General features: G+C 64.0%; 17 protein-coding genes. 13 read left to right on the forward strand and 4 right to left on the reverse strand.

The window, feature by feature from the left end:
• Positions 1 to 60 precede the first annotated feature (60 nt).
• From P9228_RS16315 to P9228_RS16325, 3 genes are all read left to right on the forward strand, one after another.
• Positions 61 to 1,689: a DNA alkylation response protein gene (locus P9228_RS16315; protein WP_127240658.1), complete on the forward strand. Its 1,629-nt coding sequence runs from the start codon at positions 61 to 63 to the stop codon at positions 1,687 to 1,689.
• Between the two features lie 152 nt (positions 1,690 to 1,841).
• Complete coding sequence (locus P9228_RS16320; protein ID WP_127240657.1) at positions 1,842 to 2,402, forward strand: hypothetical protein; 561 nt, start codon at positions 1,842 to 1,844, stop codon at positions 2,400 to 2,402.
• Positions 2,402 to 2,743, forward strand: coding sequence for a DUF6105 family protein (locus tag P9228_RS16325; RefSeq protein WP_066992578.1), 342 nt, complete (start codon positions 2,402 to 2,404; stop codon positions 2,741 to 2,743). The genes P9228_RS16320 and P9228_RS16325 overlap by 1 nt, the downstream gene beginning before the upstream one ends.
• On the opposite strand, the gene ruvX is transcribed toward P9228_RS16325, so the two are convergent.
• Complete coding sequence (gene ruvX / locus P9228_RS16330; protein WP_278054334.1) at positions 2,685 to 3,167, reverse strand: Holliday junction resolvase RuvX; 483 nt, start codon at positions 3,165 to 3,167, stop codon at positions 2,685 to 2,687. The two genes, P9228_RS16325 and ruvX, sit on opposite strands and share 59 nt — an antisense overlap.
• A gap of 107 nt (positions 3,168 to 3,274) precedes the next feature.
• Between ruvX and P9228_RS16335 the strand changes: the two genes are divergently transcribed.
• From P9228_RS16335 to P9228_RS16355, 5 genes are all read left to right on the forward strand, one after another.
• Positions 3,275 to 3,982, forward strand: coding sequence for a metal-dependent hydrolase (locus tag P9228_RS16335; protein WP_278054336.1), 708 nt, complete (start codon positions 3,275 to 3,277; stop codon positions 3,980 to 3,982).
• A gap of 137 nt (positions 3,983 to 4,119) precedes the next feature.
• Positions 4,120 to 4,407, forward strand: a complete 288-nt coding sequence (gene gatC / locus P9228_RS16340; RefSeq protein WP_066992584.1) for an Asp-tRNA(Asn)/Glu-tRNA(Gln) amidotransferase subunit GatC — start codon at positions 4,120 to 4,122, stop codon at positions 4,405 to 4,407.
• A 7-nt stretch (positions 4,408 to 4,414) separates the two neighbouring features.
• Positions 4,415 to 4,873 (forward strand): GNAT family N-acetyltransferase, encoded by a 459-nt coding sequence (locus P9228_RS16345; protein ID WP_095800779.1) that lies wholly within the window; start codon positions 4,415 to 4,417, stop codon positions 4,871 to 4,873.
• A complete protein-coding gene (locus tag P9228_RS16350; RefSeq protein WP_278054339.1) occupies positions 4,873 to 6,438 on the forward strand; it encodes an amidase family protein in 1,566 nt (521 codons plus the stop codon). The genes P9228_RS16345 and P9228_RS16350 overlap by 1 nt, the downstream gene beginning before the upstream one ends.
• Before the next feature lie 82 nt (positions 6,439 to 6,520).
• Positions 6,521 to 7,318: a YdcF family protein gene (locus P9228_RS16355; protein ID WP_095825358.1), complete on the forward strand. Its 798-nt coding sequence runs from the start codon at positions 6,521 to 6,523 to the stop codon at positions 7,316 to 7,318.
• On the opposite strand, the gene P9228_RS16360 is transcribed toward P9228_RS16355, so the two are convergent.
• The gene (locus tag P9228_RS16360) at positions 7,291 to 8,010 is read right to left on the reverse strand and encodes a DUF599 domain-containing protein (RefSeq protein WP_095825359.1); all 720 of its coding nucleotides are present in this window, start codon (positions 8,008 to 8,010) and stop codon (positions 7,291 to 7,293) included. The genes P9228_RS16355 and P9228_RS16360 overlap by 28 nt on opposite strands.
• A gap of 167 nt (positions 8,011 to 8,177) precedes the next feature.
• Between P9228_RS16360 and P9228_RS16365 the strand changes: the two genes are divergently transcribed.
• From P9228_RS16365 to P9228_RS16375, 3 genes are all read left to right on the forward strand, one after another.
• On the forward strand, positions 8,178 to 9,581 hold the full coding sequence (locus P9228_RS16365; RefSeq protein WP_127247951.1) for an L-serine ammonia-lyase: 1,404 nt from the start codon (positions 8,178 to 8,180) through the stop codon (positions 9,579 to 9,581).
• Positions 9,582 to 9,720: 139 nt separating this feature from the next.
• Entirely contained in the window at positions 9,721 to 10,158 is a 438-nt protein-coding gene (locus P9228_RS16370; protein ID WP_127247950.1) for a DUF1489 family protein, read from the forward strand.
• Positions 10,159 to 10,281: 123 nt separating this feature from the next.
• Entirely contained in the window at positions 10,282 to 10,980 is a 699-nt protein-coding gene (locus P9228_RS16375) for a molecular chaperone DnaJ (RefSeq protein WP_278054342.1), read from the forward strand.
• Positions 10,981 to 11,021: 41 nt separating this feature from the next.
• Here P9228_RS16375 and P9228_RS16380 read toward each other — a convergent pair whose 3' ends face one another.
• Entirely contained in the window at positions 11,022 to 12,476 is a 1,455-nt protein-coding gene (locus tag P9228_RS16380) for a D-alanyl-D-alanine carboxypeptidase (protein WP_278054343.1), read from the reverse strand.
• A 288-nt stretch (positions 12,477 to 12,764) separates the two neighbouring features.
• Between P9228_RS16380 and P9228_RS16385 the strand changes: the two genes are divergently transcribed.
• Positions 12,765 to 13,094, forward strand: a complete 330-nt coding sequence (locus tag P9228_RS16385) for a phasin family protein (RefSeq protein ID WP_066992785.1) — start codon at positions 12,765 to 12,767, stop codon at positions 13,092 to 13,094.
• Positions 13,095 to 13,104: 10 nt separating this feature from the next.
• Here P9228_RS16385 and P9228_RS16390 read toward each other — a convergent pair whose 3' ends face one another.
• Positions 13,105 to 13,281, reverse strand: coding sequence for a hypothetical protein (locus tag P9228_RS16390; RefSeq protein WP_156751000.1), 177 nt, complete (start codon positions 13,279 to 13,281; stop codon positions 13,105 to 13,107).
• 89 nt (positions 13,282 to 13,370) lie between these two features.
• Here P9228_RS16390 and clpS point away from each other — a divergent pair, with 89 nt between their 5' ends.
• Positions 13,371 to 13,697: an ATP-dependent Clp protease adapter ClpS gene (gene clpS, locus P9228_RS16395; protein WP_041000825.1), complete on the forward strand. Its 327-nt coding sequence runs from the start codon at positions 13,371 to 13,373 to the stop codon at positions 13,695 to 13,697.

The following is a 13,697-nucleotide window of genomic DNA, read 5'->3' on the forward strand; positions in this document are numbered from 1 at the left end:
CGGATTCGCGACCGCGGCCTTGAGATGGTAAGGACCTCTCTGCCAACTGAAGGATTGGGCGTGACCGACGAGGTGATCAACCAGCCGCCGCCACTGACGGGCGGCAACGCATGGCGGGGCGATCCGTTGCTCATCCAGCTTGCCGAGCGTTTTTCCGATTCCGTCCGCAAGGATCTGGACGGGCTCGGCAGGTTCGTCATGACGCAGGAAGCACAGGAACTTGCCCGGCTCGCCAACACCGACACACCGAAGCTCAGGACGCATGACCGCCAGGGCCGACGCGTCGATCTGGTCGAGTTTCATCCCGCTTATCACGCGCTCATGCGACGCTCGGTTGCCGGCGGCCTGCATTCCTCGGTTTGGGAAAACGGCGATGCCGAGATCGGCCGCCGGCATCAGGTGAGGGCGGCGCGCTTCTACCTGACCGCGGAGCTCGAGACCGGACATCTTTGCCCCATCACCATGACCAGCGCTTCGCTGGCGGCGCTGATGGCGAGCCCAAAGCTGTTCCGCGAATGGGCGCCGCGCGTGACAACGCGCAAATACGACCAGAGCCAGAAGCCGCCGGTGCAAAAGACCGGGCTTACCCTCGGCATGGGTATGACCGAGAAACAGGGCGGCACCGACGTGCGCGCCAATGTCACAAAGGCCGAGCGCGCGGGAAACGGCTTCTATCGGCTGACCGGGCATAAATGGTTCATGTCGGCGCCGATGTCCGACGCCTTTCTCGTGCTCGGCCAGGTGCCGGAAGGGCTTTCATGCTTCCTGGTTCCGCGCATTCTGGGCGACGGCTCGGGCAATGGCTTCCGTTTCCAGCGCCTGAAGGACAAGCTCGGCAACCGCTCCAACGCCTCGTCGGAGGTCGAGTTCGCCAATGCCATCGGCGAGATGGTCGGCGAGCCGGGCGCCGGGATCAAGACGATCATGGACATGGTCACGCTGACCAGGCTCGACTGCGCCGTCGCTTCGTCAGCGCTCATGCGCGCCGGGCTGGCCGAAGCCGTCCACCACGTGCGCCATCGCCAGGTGTTCGGCACCAGTCTGGTCGATCAACCGCTGATGCAGCGGGTCCTTGCCGACATGGCGCTCGACGTTGCCGCCGCGACGGCGCTGTCGTTCCGGCTGGCGCGTTCCTTCGACGAGGCGGCGAGCGATCGCGGCGAGGCGGCCTTTGCACGCGCCATGACGCCGGTGGTCAAATACTGGGTATGCAAGATCGCACCGGCCTTGCTTTACGAGGCGATGGAGTGCCTCGGCGGCAACGGCTATGTGGAGGAAGCGCCGCTTGCTCGCTATTACCGTGAGGCTCCGGTCAACGCGATCTGGGAAGGCTCCGGCAACGTCATGGCGCTCGACGTGCTGCGTGTGCTTGGCCGCGCGCCAGGCCTGTTCGAGGAGGTGCTGGCCGGCATCGACCGCGACCTCGGCGCCGGCGGGCGGGGCACCATCAGCGTGCTCAATGCGGCCATGCAGGTGGCTTCGACCGACCAGGGCTCTGCTCGCCTGCTGACCGAACAGCTGGCGCTTTCGGCGGCGGCGGCGGAGCTGCGCCGGCTGGGGGCAGGGCGGATCGCCGACGCCTTCGTCGAAACAAGACTCGGCGGCCAATGGCGCACCACCTACGGCATGCTCGATTCGCGCCATGACGCGCGCATGATCATCGACACGCTTTACCCGCCGCTGAATTGAGCGGCCTGAAAGGCGTTCGATCGCCGGCCTGTGGATTGCCGTTAACCTTAACGAATGGTTTCCGTTGCGGGGAGGCTTCGCGGAGCCCACTCTGTCCACCGGAGTAGGGAAATGTTAACCATGACGATCCCGTGCTCCCAGGCAGGAAGCGCATGCGGCACGTTTTGACATCATTTCTGGCCTTGCATTGGGCGGTTGTCTTCGCCCTGCTGGCCTACATCTGCATGGATGGCAATCGCGGCATCGCGTCGGCGCTCGGCGTGCTTGGCGTCTCGCTGCAAAGCAGCCGTTTCCCGGATCTCGATCATGCTCTCGTCGTGGCGCCGCTCGCGGTCGCTCTGCTGATCGTCGCGCTGCTGTTCTGCTGGGCCTTCGTCGAGACGCTGCTCAACATCGCGACAAGGCCGGATGCGGGCGATACGGTGGTGCGGATAGCCTTCATCTGCGCCTCCTTCCTGCTTTCGGTGATTCTCGTCGGCGGCGCCGCGCAAGGCATCAACGGGCTGTTCATGGTCGTCGCCATCCAGATGACGGCGCTGCTCGCCTCTTATGTCGCGGTGCTCGCCGAGCGACGCTCGGCTCTCGCCGCGATGACCTTGCATGAAGGCGAAGCCCCCCTGGTTTCCCATCGCATGGCAGCGGGCGTCGCGCACAGCTCGCTCCTGTCCCGCATCTCCAGCCGGCCGGAAACCAGACCCGGAGGTCGCCGCTGATGCGCGCCTTGTTCGCATTCTGGGCGGCTCCGCTGGTCCTGTTCTGGGGCTGGTTCTTCCTGTCTCTCAACGACATCAATTTCGGCTACGTGATGCTCAGCCGCCAATTGCACGACCTGGTCTTCCAGCTTTACGGCCAGATGCTCGGCGTCGATCCGGGAATCATCCCCGGTATGGTGGCGCGGGCCTGTGTGTTCGACAGTTTCCTGCTGCTCGGGCTGGTGGCATTCCGCCGCCGGCGCCAAATCGCCGAATGGATCAGGCGGCGCCGGGAAGGCCCTGTCAGCCCTGATCAGCTTGGCCGAGCGACTGGAGTCGGTCCAACGCTCCCTGCAGAATAAAGGCCGCCGCCGCCGAATCGATCTTGCCGGCGCGCTTCTTGCGCGAGAAATCCATCTCGATCAGCGTCCGTTCCGCCGCGACCGTCGACAGCCGCTCGTCCCACAGCACGAAGGGCAGGTCGGACAAGGCGGCCATGTTGCGCGCGAAGGCGCGGGACTTCTGGGCGCGCGGACCTTCCGATCCGTCCATGTTGACGGGAAGGCCGAGCACGATCGCGCCGACATTGTCCTTCTCGAGCTGAGCCAGCAACTGGGCGGCATCGAGCGAAAACTTCTTGCGCAGGATGACCGGGCGCGGATGGGCGAAGGACAGGCTTCGGTCCGACACCGCCACGCCGATCGTCTTGTCGCCCAGATCAAGCCCGGCGAGCGTGCGGCCGCCCGCGAGAACTGCCGGCAATTCCTCGATGCTTATGATGCCCAACCGCTCGTCCTGGTTAGTCGCCGCGCGGCTTTTTGATCGGCCGCGGGACTTTCAATTTGCTTTCGGCGTTCTATCCTTTGGCAACGAGAAAATCGAGGAATCCCTTCATGAAACTGACCTGGTATGGACATTCGGCATTCCGCATCGAGACCAACGACGCCAAGATCCTCATCGACCCGTATCTGGTCGGCAATCCGTCATGGACGGGCGGCTGGGAAAATCCAGCCGAAGGGGTGACGCATGTTCTTCTGACCCATGGCCACAGCGATCATATCAGCGGCGCCGCCGAGGTGCTGAAGAAGAGCGGCGCCATGCTTGTCGCCAATTTCGAGATCTGCATGTATCTCGTCGGCCAGGGCGTCAGCGATAAGAAGATAAATCCCGGCAATATCGGCGGTACCGTCGATTGCGGTCCCTTCACCACCACTTTCGTCCAGGCTTTGCACTCCTCTTCGTTCGGCGGACAAGACGGCACCAACACCTATCTCGGCAATCCGGGGGGGCTCGTGCTGCATTTCCCGCAGGACAAGACGCTCTACCACATGGGCGACACCGACATTTTTTCCGATATGGGGCTGATCAACGAATTGCATGAACCGAAGATCGGCATCGTGCCGGTCGGCGATCGCTTCACCATGGGCGGCGCGGTGGCTGCCCTAGCCTGCCGCCGCTTTTTCCGCTTCGATACGGTCGTTCCCTGCCATTTCGGCACCTTCCCGATGATCGATCAGACCGCCGACAAATTCGTCGCCGGCATGGAGGGATCCGGCGTCAAGGTGGCGCTGCCCGAGATCGGCAAGGCGATCACGATCTAGGCGTTCGCCCTATGTAGTAGGGTACACTACCTAGAGCGGCGCCCGAAGCACCGCATCCCGGTCGGCGGCATGATCTATGTTGCGCCGCAAGCGCGGCGCCGCTATAGCCCGCACTGGTTTTCCCGAGGCAAATAGACATGTCCGTTGATCTTCAGACCGTGAAGCGCGTCGCGCACCTTGCCCGTATTGCGGTGAGCGAGCAGGATGCCGAGCGCATGACAGGCGAGCTGAACGCCATCCTTGGCTTCGTCGAGCAGTTGAACGAGGTGGACGTCTCCGGCGTCGAACCGATGACGTCGGTCACGCCGATGGAGATGAAGAAGCGGCAGGATATGATCACCGACGGCAACAAGGCGGTCGACATCGTCGCCAACGCGCCGGCCACGGAAGAGAATTTCTTCCTCGTTCCCAAGGTTGTGGAGTAAGGGCAGGATGGCCGTCGAAATCGGCGTCGAGACGCCCTTGCAGGACGACGTGCGCGCGCTGGTCGCAGAACTCAACACCGCGCTGCTCGAACTGACGCCGCCGGAACATTGCTATCACCTCACCGTCGAGCAGATGGCTGGCCACGACACGACCGTGTTCGTCGCCCGCGACGCTGGCCTTGCGGTTGGCTGCGGCGCGCTGAAGCGTCATGCCGACGCGGTCGGCGAGGTCAAGCGCATGTACACGCGGCCCACGCATCGCGGCCAGAAGATCGGTGCCCAAATCGTTGCGCGGATCGAGGGTCTGGCGCGGCAGGAAGGCCTGAAGCGCCTGGTTCTGGAGACCGGCGATCGCCACCCTGCCGCCTGGGCCGTCTACGAACGCGCCGGGTTTTCGCGTTGCGGCCCGGTGCTGGATTATCCCGACTCGGAATGGTCGGTGTTTTACGAAAAGAGCCTTGCCTGATGAGCGACCTCACACATCTCACCATTTCCGAGGCCCGCGCCAAGCTGCGCGGCAAGGAGATTTCGGCTGCCGAGATCACCGAAGCCTATCTCTCGGCGATCGAGCGCGCCAATCCGGTGCTTAATGCCTATGTCACGGTGACCGGCGACAAGGCGCGCGAGATGGCCAAGGCTTCCGACGCGAAGCTCGGCAAGGGCGAGGGCGGGGCGCTCGAAGGAATTCCGCTCGGCATCAAGGATCTGTTCGCCACCGAAGGCGTCCACACCCAGGCCTGCAGCCATGTGCTCGACGGTTTCCAACCGCGCTACGAATCGACCGTCACATCCAATCTGTGGGCCGACGGCGCCGTTATGCTCGGCAAGCTCAACATGGACGAGTTCGCCATGGGCTCCTCCAACGAGACCTCCTATTACGGCCCGGTCATCAATCCTTGGCGGCGCTCGCGCCTCGACACGGTGGTGACGCCGACGACGCATCAGGGCGACGGCGGGTTTGTCTCGGCCGGCGGCGCGAAGACCGCGCGGACGTTGGATAACGCCCAGCTGGTGCCGGGCGGCTCCTCCGGCGGATCGGCTTCCGCGGTCGCCGCCTTCCTCTGCGCCGGCGCCACCGCGACCGATACCGGCGGCTCGATCCGCCAGCCGGCAGCCTTCACCGGCACCGTCGGCATCAAGCCGACCTATGGCCGCTGCTCGCGCTGGGGCGTGGTCGCTTTCGCGTCCTCGCTCGACCAGGCCGGTCCGATCGCGCGCGATGTGCGCGACGCCGCGATCCTATTGAAGTCGATGGCCTCCTCGGACCCGAAGGACACGACGTCGGTCGACCGGCCGGTGCCGGACTACGAGGCGGTGATCGGCAAGCCGATCAAGGGCATGAAGGTCGGCATTCCGAAGGAGTACCGCGTCGACGGCATGCCCGAGGATATCGAGGCGCTCTGGCAGAAAGGCATTGCCTGGCTGAAGGATGCCGGCGCGGAGATCGTCGATATCTCGCTGCCGCACACCAAATACGCGCTGCCGGCCTACTACATCGTGGCGCCGGCCGAGGCCTCGTCCAACCTCGCCCGCTATGACGGCGTGCGCTACGGGTTGCGCGTGCCCGGCAAGGACATCGTCGACATGTATGAGAAGACCCGCGCCGCCGGCTTCGGCCGCGAGGTCAAGCGCCGCATCATGATCGGCACCTATGTGCTTTCCGCGGGTTACTACGACGCCTACTACCTGCAGGCGCAGAAAGTGCGCACGCTGATCAAGCGCGATTTCGAGACCGTCTTTGCTGCCGGTGTCGACGTCATCCTGACCCCGGCCACACCGTCGGCTGCCTTCGGCGTCGCCGACGAGGACATGAACGCCGATCCGGTGAAAATGTATCTCAACGACATCTTCACCGTGACGGTGAACATGGCCGGGTTGCCGGGGATATCGGTGCCCGCCGGCCTTGACCGCAAAGGCCTGCCGCTCGGCCTGCAGCTCATCGGCAGGCCGTTCGACGAGGAAACGCTGTTCCAGACCGCCCACGTCATCGAACAGGCCGCGGGCAGGTTCCAGCCGGACAAGTGGTGGTAGCGTTGTCCCTCATCTAGTCCATTAGCGTTGTGGCGTCCTTTGCGCGTCCAAACGGACGCGCGGCGCCGTAATGGGGTGAGGGATGTTCTATTATCTTTCCAAGATCCTCTGGTTTCTCGTCCAGCCGCTCAATCTGGCGATCTTCCTGCTGCTCGCCGGTCTGCTGGCGGCGCTCTTCCGCCGCCCTCGGCTGGCCGGCACCGGCAGCGTGCTCGCCTTCCTGATCCTCGCGCTTTCGGCCTGGACCTCGCTTGGCGCAATGATGCTCAATCCGCTGGAGGAACGCTTTCCCAAGCCGCCGCTGCCGGCCAAGGTCGACGGCATCGTCGTGCTCGGCGGCGGTTTCGAGGGCGCGATCAATCTGGCGCGCGGCGGCTATGAGCTGAACAGCGGCGGCGATCGCATGGTCGAGACCGCGATCCTCGCCAGGCGTTTTCCGCAAGCGAAAGTGGTCGTCTCCGGCGGCAATGGCGAGCTTTTCCTGGACGGCGAGGGCGATGCCGACACCGCGCCGCGCCTGCTTGGCGCGCTGGGGGTCGCGCCCGATCGCCTGATTCTTGAGAACAAGTCCCGCAACACGTACGAAAATGCAGTCTTCACCCGCAGGCTGGTCGAGCCGAAACCGGGCGAGACATGGCTGCTGGTGACGTCTGCCTTCCATATGCCGCGCGCCAAGGCGCTGTTCGACAAGGCCGGTTTTCCAACCGTCCCTTGGCCGGTCGATTACCGGACCTCAGGCAAGGAAGGCATCGGTCTGTTCCGCGACAATCCGGCCGATTCGCTGCAGGCGACCACCATGGCGATCCGCGAATGGATCGGGCTCTCCGCCTATTGGCTGTCGGGCCGCATCGATCAACCTTTCCCGGCGCCGGGCGGCTGACCAAGCACTGCCTGGCGCGCGGCCGAGAAGAACTGACGGCGCACAAGCACGGCAAGCAGCACCAGCGTCGACAGCACGAACACCGTCGGGCCGACGAACGAGCCGAGATAGCCGATCGAGAAGAAGACGGCGCGCAGGCCGGAATTGAAATGCTTGCCGGCTAGCACGTTCATGCGGGTGGCCCGCCACACCGCCGTCCCGCTGACCGGATTGCGCGAGGCCTCGCCATGCGGGACCGGCACGGCACCGATCAGGATCGAGCAGTAGTTGAACAGCCGGTAGGCCCAGCCGAATTTGAAGAAAGCGAAGGCGAGGATCAGCACCAGGCCGAACATTTTGGTCTGGAAGGCTTCGCGGGAGGATGCGGAGGCCAACGGCAAGTCAGTCATTATGGTCAGAACCCGGTCGGAAGCGCCGAGAAGGGCAAAGCAGCCGCCGAGCGCGATCAGCGAGCTCGAGGCAAAGAAGGCGGTGCCTTGCTGCAGCCCGGACATGATGGCGGTGTCGACTATGCGCACCTCGCGCTCGGCCATGTTGCGCATCCAGGCTTCGCGCTGAGCGTTCATGGCCGTGGTCAGCGACACGCGGCTAACGAGCTTGCCGTCGGAGGCCAGCGTATGCAGCACCCAGACGACCAGGAAAAAGGCCAGAGCGGCCAGGTCTGTCGCCGAAAGATGAAGGGAATCGCCCATACGTTCTTTTACCACAGGCCGGCGCTTCGACGGCGGAAGCAAGCGGTACATGTCGCTGCCGGAGCAAACAAGGTCGGCTGACGCCGCGCCGCGACATGCAAAACAGCGGAAACATCGCGAGAATTCCTATATGTAAGTTTTGAGCGGCCTCCAGGAGACAGCGGCGCGTGTTCCTTTCGGTTTTCGACCTGTTCAAGATCGGCATCGGTCCATCGAGCTCGCATACGATGGGACCGATGACGGCTGCGCGGCGTTTCCTTGACGAAATCCTCGCCGACGACTGGCCGCGCCCGGCCGGCGTTAAGGTCGATCGGATCGGCGCCAGCCTGCACGGCTCGCTCGCTTATACCGGCATCGGCCATGGCTCGGACCGCGCCGTCATCCTCGGCTTGGCCGGCGAGACGCCGCAGACGGTCGATCCGGATGAGGCGGATAGCATCGTTGCCCGCATCGGAACGGAGAAACGGATTTCACCGCCTGGGCATCCGGCCTACCGCTTCGACCCGGCCAAGGATCTGGTGCTCGACCGCAAGACGCCGCTGACCGGCCACGCCAACGGCATGGCCTTCTATGCCTACGATGCGTCCGACCGGCTGCTGCTCAAGCGCATCTATTATTCAATCGGCGGCGGCTTCGTCGTCTCCGAGGAAGAGTTGCAGCGCATGAAGGCCAAGGGCTCGGTGACGACGGAAGGCAAGAAGGTGCCTTATCCGTTCAAGAACGCCGTCGAGATGCTGGCGATGGCGGCCAGGAGCGGGCTTTCGATCGCCGAGATGAAGCGGTCCAACGAGGAAACGCATATGTCGCGCGAGGAGTTGGACGCCGGCCTCGACGCGATCTGGAGCGCCATGAAAGGCTGCATCGACCGCGGGCTGTCGCAGGACGGCATCATGCCGGGCGGACTGAAGGTGCGGCGCCGCGCACGCCAATTGCATGACAAGCTGCAGGAACAGTGGCAGCAGAACCGGCCCAACCCCTTGCTCGCCAATGACTGGCTGTCGATCTATGCCATGGCGGTGAACGAGGAGAACGCCGCCGGCGGGCGCGTGGTGACTGCGCCGACCAACGGTGCCGCCGGCACGCTGCCGGCAGTGCTGCGCTACTGGCTGCATTTCCATCCCGAAGCTGACCAGCCGAGCATCCGCGACTTCTTGCTGACGGCCGCCGCCGTCGGCGGCATCATCAAGTCAAACGCTTCGATCTCGGGCGCCGAGGTCGGCTGCCAGGGCGAAGTGGGATCCGCTTCGGCAATGGCGGCGGCCGGGCTTTGCGCCGTCATGGGGGGCACTCCGGAGCAGGTCGAGAACGCCGCGGAAATCGCACTCGAGCACCACCTCGGCATGACCTGCGATCCGGTCGGCGGCCTGGTGCAGGTGCCCTGCATCGAGCGCAATGCGCTGGGCGCGGTCAAGGCGGTGACAGCCGCCTCGCTCGCGATCAAGGGCGACGGGACGCATTTCGTGCCGCTGGATGCTGCGATCGAGACCATGCGCCAGACCGGTCTCGACATGAACGAGAAATATAAGGAAACCAGCCTCGGCGGACTGGCTGTCAACGTGGTCGAGTGCTGACCCTGCCCTTTCCACCGGCGGGTTTGGGTTGCCGAAGCGATCGAAACGGCCACGCTGGCCTCATGAGCTGGCAGCAGTCGGCCTGTGCATAATCCCGCTTGGCGTTGAATGCCTCCGGCGCTGTCGCTAGATTGCGGGCATGTCTCTCAATCTCGTCAAACTCTGCGTCGGCTGCGACAGCGTCGAGGACCTGGAAGAGTGGATCGCCTTCCGTCTCGACGAGCGGTGCCGCGCCGGCGAGCCGGCCGAGCACTGGCACACCACGCGCATGGTGCCGACGCGCGGTGGGGAGATCACCGATGGCGGCTCGCTCTACTGGGTGATCAAGGGCAACGTCCAATGCCGGCAGCTGATCACGGAGATCCGGCCTTTCGTCGACGGCGAAGGCATCGGCCGCTGCCATCTCGTGCTTGATCCCGAAGTGGTGCGCACCGACTGGCAGCCGCGCCGCGCCTTCCAGGGCTGGCGTTATCTTAAGCCCTCCGATGCGCCGGCCGATCTCGGCAAGGGCAGGGCCGCATTGGCCGAGATGCCGCCGAAACTGCGCCTGGAGCTTGCGGATCTCGGCCTGCTGTAAGACTGCAAGTCCTCATCTTCCGCTTGCTGGCCCTTCGAGCGGCCCGGTGTGGGGCTTGCAAGCACCGCCCCTGCGCCACATCTTGATTTCGATGCACAATCATTTGGATGGCGGTGCAAACTGATGGGCGTGATCATCGCATTGGCAGCCGTGCTCCTGGTGCTTTTCGGCGCCGCGACAATCTTTGTGCGTGCCGACGCAGCGAGGATGGCGGACAGTCTCAGAACGCTTGGGCCCGCGCTGTTGGGCCTGATCGGCGCGACGATGCTCGTGGTCGGCCGCAGCAGCTTTGGCGGCCTGCTGATGATTGCGGCTGCAGGCTGGTATGCCTGGATGCGGGCGAGGCGACCGCCACCGAAACTTGTCGCGGCCAAACGCTCAACCGTGCGCACCGCGGCTCTCGAAATGGAGCTCGACCACGACAGCGGCAAGCTCGAAGGCCTTGTTCTCGCCGGCCATTACGAGGGGAGAATGCTGAGCGCCATGGGGATCGAGGAGCTGCAGCAACTCCATGTCGAGCTGCGGCCGGACCCGGAGAGCCGCCAGCTGCTAGAGACGTATCTTGACGGCCGTTTTCCCGTCTGGCGCAAGGACGCGCAGCCGGACAGTGGCGAAGGGCTGGGTGTTGCGCCAGGTGCGGGCGCCATGACTAAGGAGGAGGCCTACAAGATCCTTGGTCTTGAAGCGGGGGCTGCCGCGGCGGATATCCGCAAGGCGCACCGCCGCCTGATGCAGCGCCTGAACGCCGATGTCGGCGGCACGTCTGTCCTGGCGGCGCGGATCAATGAAGCCAAGGACGTCTTGCTCTCCAATCACGACTAGTCTCCTTCGACGCGGAACTTCCCGGGAGGTTCAAAAGCCGCCTATTGCTGGACGGCGTAGCACTCGATCTTCTTTCGCTTCAGGGCGTCGCAAGCTTTCCAGGCTGCGTCCTTCGAGCCGAAACCGCCGAAGCGGGCGCGGTAGTAGGTGACGCCGCCCTTGTCGAACGCGACCGTGAAGCCCGATGCGTCGGCCAGCACCTTCGGCGCCTGCTTGGTCGTCTTGTCGAGAAGCGCCTGAGCCCCCGATTGCGTCGGCGAGGACGCGACCTGCACCACCCATCCCGACGGCAGCGAGGCCGTCTTGACCGGATCGATGGCCGGGGCGGCGGCTGCGGCCGGCTCGGCGTAAGCGGCAACCGTCTGGGACGTGGCTTCGGGCTGTGATGCGGTTTCGGTCTCTGAGGTGGTTTCTTGGGGTGCGGCTGCCGGAGCCATGGCGGCCACCGCAACCGTCTTCACCTTCCTGACCTGGATCACCGGCTTGGTTTCCTCAGCGACCGACGCGCTGTCATCGGCTGACGCGACTTCGGTGTCGTCGACAGCCGGTTTTTCGTCCGGAGTCGGCGCGTCATGCTTGGGCAGGAGGACCTTGGCCAGAGCCTTGATCGGATTGCCGCCGCCCGACTTGGCGATCAGGTTGCCGCCGCCGCGGGTCGAGGCGCGCGGCAGATAGGTGTTGATCAGTGAAGCCATCTGGTTGTCGCGGCTGCGGCCGGAAGCGCCGCCCATCACCACTGCGACGAGGCGGCGATCGCCATCGGCGACTGAGGAGACCAAGTTGTAGCCGGAAGCGCGCGTGTAGCCGGTTTTGATGCCGTCGACACCCTTGATGCGGCCGAGCAGGCGATTATGGCCGTTGATGCGCTGGCGGCCATAGAGGAACGAGCGCTGCGAGAAATAGCCGTAATATTGCGGGAAGTGCTCGCGGAGCGCGATGCCGAGCATCGCCATGTCGTGCGCCGTGGTGAACTGGCCCGGGTCGGGCAGGCCATTGGCGTTGCGGAAGACAGTGCCGTTCATGCCAAGCTGGCGTGCCTTGGCCGTCATCATGCGGGCAAAATTGTCTTCGCTGCCGCCGAGCAACTCGCCCAGCGCGGTCGCCGAGTCGTTCGCCGACTTCGTTACCATCGACAGGATCGCGGTCTCGACCGGCACCGACCCGCCGGCGCGCACGCCGAGCTTGGTCGGCGGCTCGGACGCGGCATGGGCCGAGAACGGCACCGGCGTGTTCTTGCCGATCCTGCCCTTCGCCAAGGCCTCGAAGGTGAGGTAGAGCGTCATCATCTTGGTGAGCGAAGCCGGATAGCGCCGGCCGTTGGCGTCGGCCGAATAAAGCACCCCGCCGGTCTTGGCGTCGACGACAATCGCGGCAGACTTTGCCGCCATCGCGGAGGCGACATCGGCGGCGACAATCGTCACCGCGAGCGCGGCAATCATGATCGCCTTGAAGGAGAATGAAGATTTGGAGACGAAGCCCGACAACGCCTGACGCACCGTTACTTACCCTGAATTTTCGTTGCCCCGGAGGCGGCAGAGGGGTGCCTGCCTCACTTCCGGCCAAGCTATCGCGGTCAGCGTTACCAATCCGTTTATGGTAACCGCCGCGTTCACCATTTTCTGGCGATTTGAGCCTCTGTTTATTCGAACTTTAGCGGTCGCTGTCGCGCGGAGCCCTTGCGGCTCAAGGCAATCTTGACTTTTGTGCAGCGCACAATATATTCCGGTGCATTGCACAAGGGCGCCCGGGGCTGAATGGGCGTTTCAACCAAGGGAAGGCATGAAATGACCCAGACCTATGAGGACTTCGCGAAATACGGCAAGGAGTTTGCCGACACCGGGCTGAAGAGCTTTGCCTCGCTCACCAAGGGCGCGCAGGCGATCGCGACCGAAGCCGGCGAATACACCAAGAAGAGCTTCGAGGCCGGCAGCGCCGCCTTCGAGAAGCTGTTCTCGGCCAAGTCGATCGAGAAGGCCATCGAGATCCAGACCGACTACGCCAAGCAGAGCTACGAGAGCTTCGTGGCCGAGGCCAGCAAGATCGGCAATCTCTATGCCGAGCTCGCCAAGGAAGCCTACAAGCCGTTCGAATCGGTCGTCGCCAAGGCGAAGTAATTTCGTCCGATCACATCGGGCAGGCTAGCCGGCCCGCAAAAACAACCCGGTCGCGGAAGCGCGGCCGGGTTTTTTCATGCGCCGCCGCAACCACCCGCGCCTTGCCGCATTCACGATTGAGAAATTCGCTGAAGTTTGCGTACCTAGCCATATTGTCAGCTAAACAGAAGGGCTTAAAATCGGCCATCGAAGACCTACATGTTGAACTCGCATGAGGATTCGAAAAGGCAGGACTACGTGACGATCGGTTTGACTGCCACGGCAGGCGTGGTGCGAATGCAAGGTGACGGCGACCGCAACGATCCCGGTCGCGGCACGGCGGTCATCACGCGCACCAAAACCAAGACAAAAAAGCCCAGCCTCTACAGGGTCCTCATCCTTAACGACGACTACACTCCCATGGAGTTCGTGGTCCACGTCCTGGAGCGTTTTTTCCAGAAGGACCGCGAGGCCGCCACACGCATCATGCTGCATGTTCATAATCATGGAGTGGGCGAGTGCGGGGTCTACACATTCGAGGTGGCCGAGACCAAAGTGTCTCAGGTCATGGATTTCGCCCGACAGAATCAGCATCCGCTGCAATGCGTGATGGAGAAGAAGTGA

Origin of the sequence: Mesorhizobium sp. WSM4898, from assembly GCF_029625845.1 — a bacterium.
Lineage (GTDB): Bacteria > Pseudomonadota > Alphaproteobacteria > Rhizobiales > Rhizobiaceae > Mesorhizobium.

What these genes read in the sequence shown, in the direction of transcription:
- P9228_RS16335 (WP_278054336.1), top strand. Translation starts at nt 3,275, where the DNA reads ATGAAACTGACCTGGTATGGACATTCGGCATTCCGCATCGAGACCAAC.
- P9228_RS16325 (WP_066992578.1), top strand. Translation starts at nt 2,402, where the DNA reads ATGCGCGCCTTGTTCGCATTCTGGGCGGCTCCGCTGGTCCTGTTCTGG.
- P9228_RS16350 (WP_278054339.1), top strand. Translation starts at nt 4,873, where the DNA reads ATGAGCGACCTCACACATCTCACCATTTCCGAGGCCCGCGCCAAGCTG.
- P9228_RS16385 (WP_066992785.1), top strand. Translation starts at nt 12,765, where the DNA reads ATGACCCAGACCTATGAGGACTTCGCGAAATACGGCAAGGAGTTTGCC.
- P9228_RS16370 (WP_127247950.1), top strand. Translation starts at nt 9,721, where the DNA reads ATGTCTCTCAATCTCGTCAAACTCTGCGTCGGCTGCGACAGCGTCGAG.
- P9228_RS16390 (WP_156751000.1), bottom strand. Translation starts at nt 13,281, where the DNA reads ATGGCCGATTTTAAGCCCTTCTGTTTAGCTGACAATATGGCTAGGTAC.
- P9228_RS16345 (WP_095800779.1), top strand. Translation starts at nt 4,415, where the DNA reads ATGGCCGTCGAAATCGGCGTCGAGACGCCCTTGCAGGACGACGTGCGC.
- P9228_RS16375 (WP_278054342.1), top strand. Translation starts at nt 10,282, where the DNA reads ATGGGCGTGATCATCGCATTGGCAGCCGTGCTCCTGGTGCTTTTCGGC.
- P9228_RS16355 (WP_095825358.1), top strand. Translation starts at nt 6,521, where the DNA reads ATGTTCTATTATCTTTCCAAGATCCTCTGGTTTCTCGTCCAGCCGCTC.
- gatC (WP_066992584.1), top strand. Translation starts at nt 4,120, where the DNA reads ATGTCCGTTGATCTTCAGACCGTGAAGCGCGTCGCGCACCTTGCCCGT.
- clpS (WP_041000825.1), top strand. Translation starts at nt 13,371, where the DNA reads ATGCAAGGTGACGGCGACCGCAACGATCCCGGTCGCGGCACGGCGGTC.
- P9228_RS16360 (WP_095825359.1), bottom strand. Translation starts at nt 8,010, where the DNA reads ATGGGCGATTCCCTTCATCTTTCGGCGACAGACCTGGCCGCTCTGGCC.
- P9228_RS16320 (WP_127240657.1), top strand. Translation starts at nt 1,842, where the DNA reads ATGCGGCACGTTTTGACATCATTTCTGGCCTTGCATTGGGCGGTTGTC.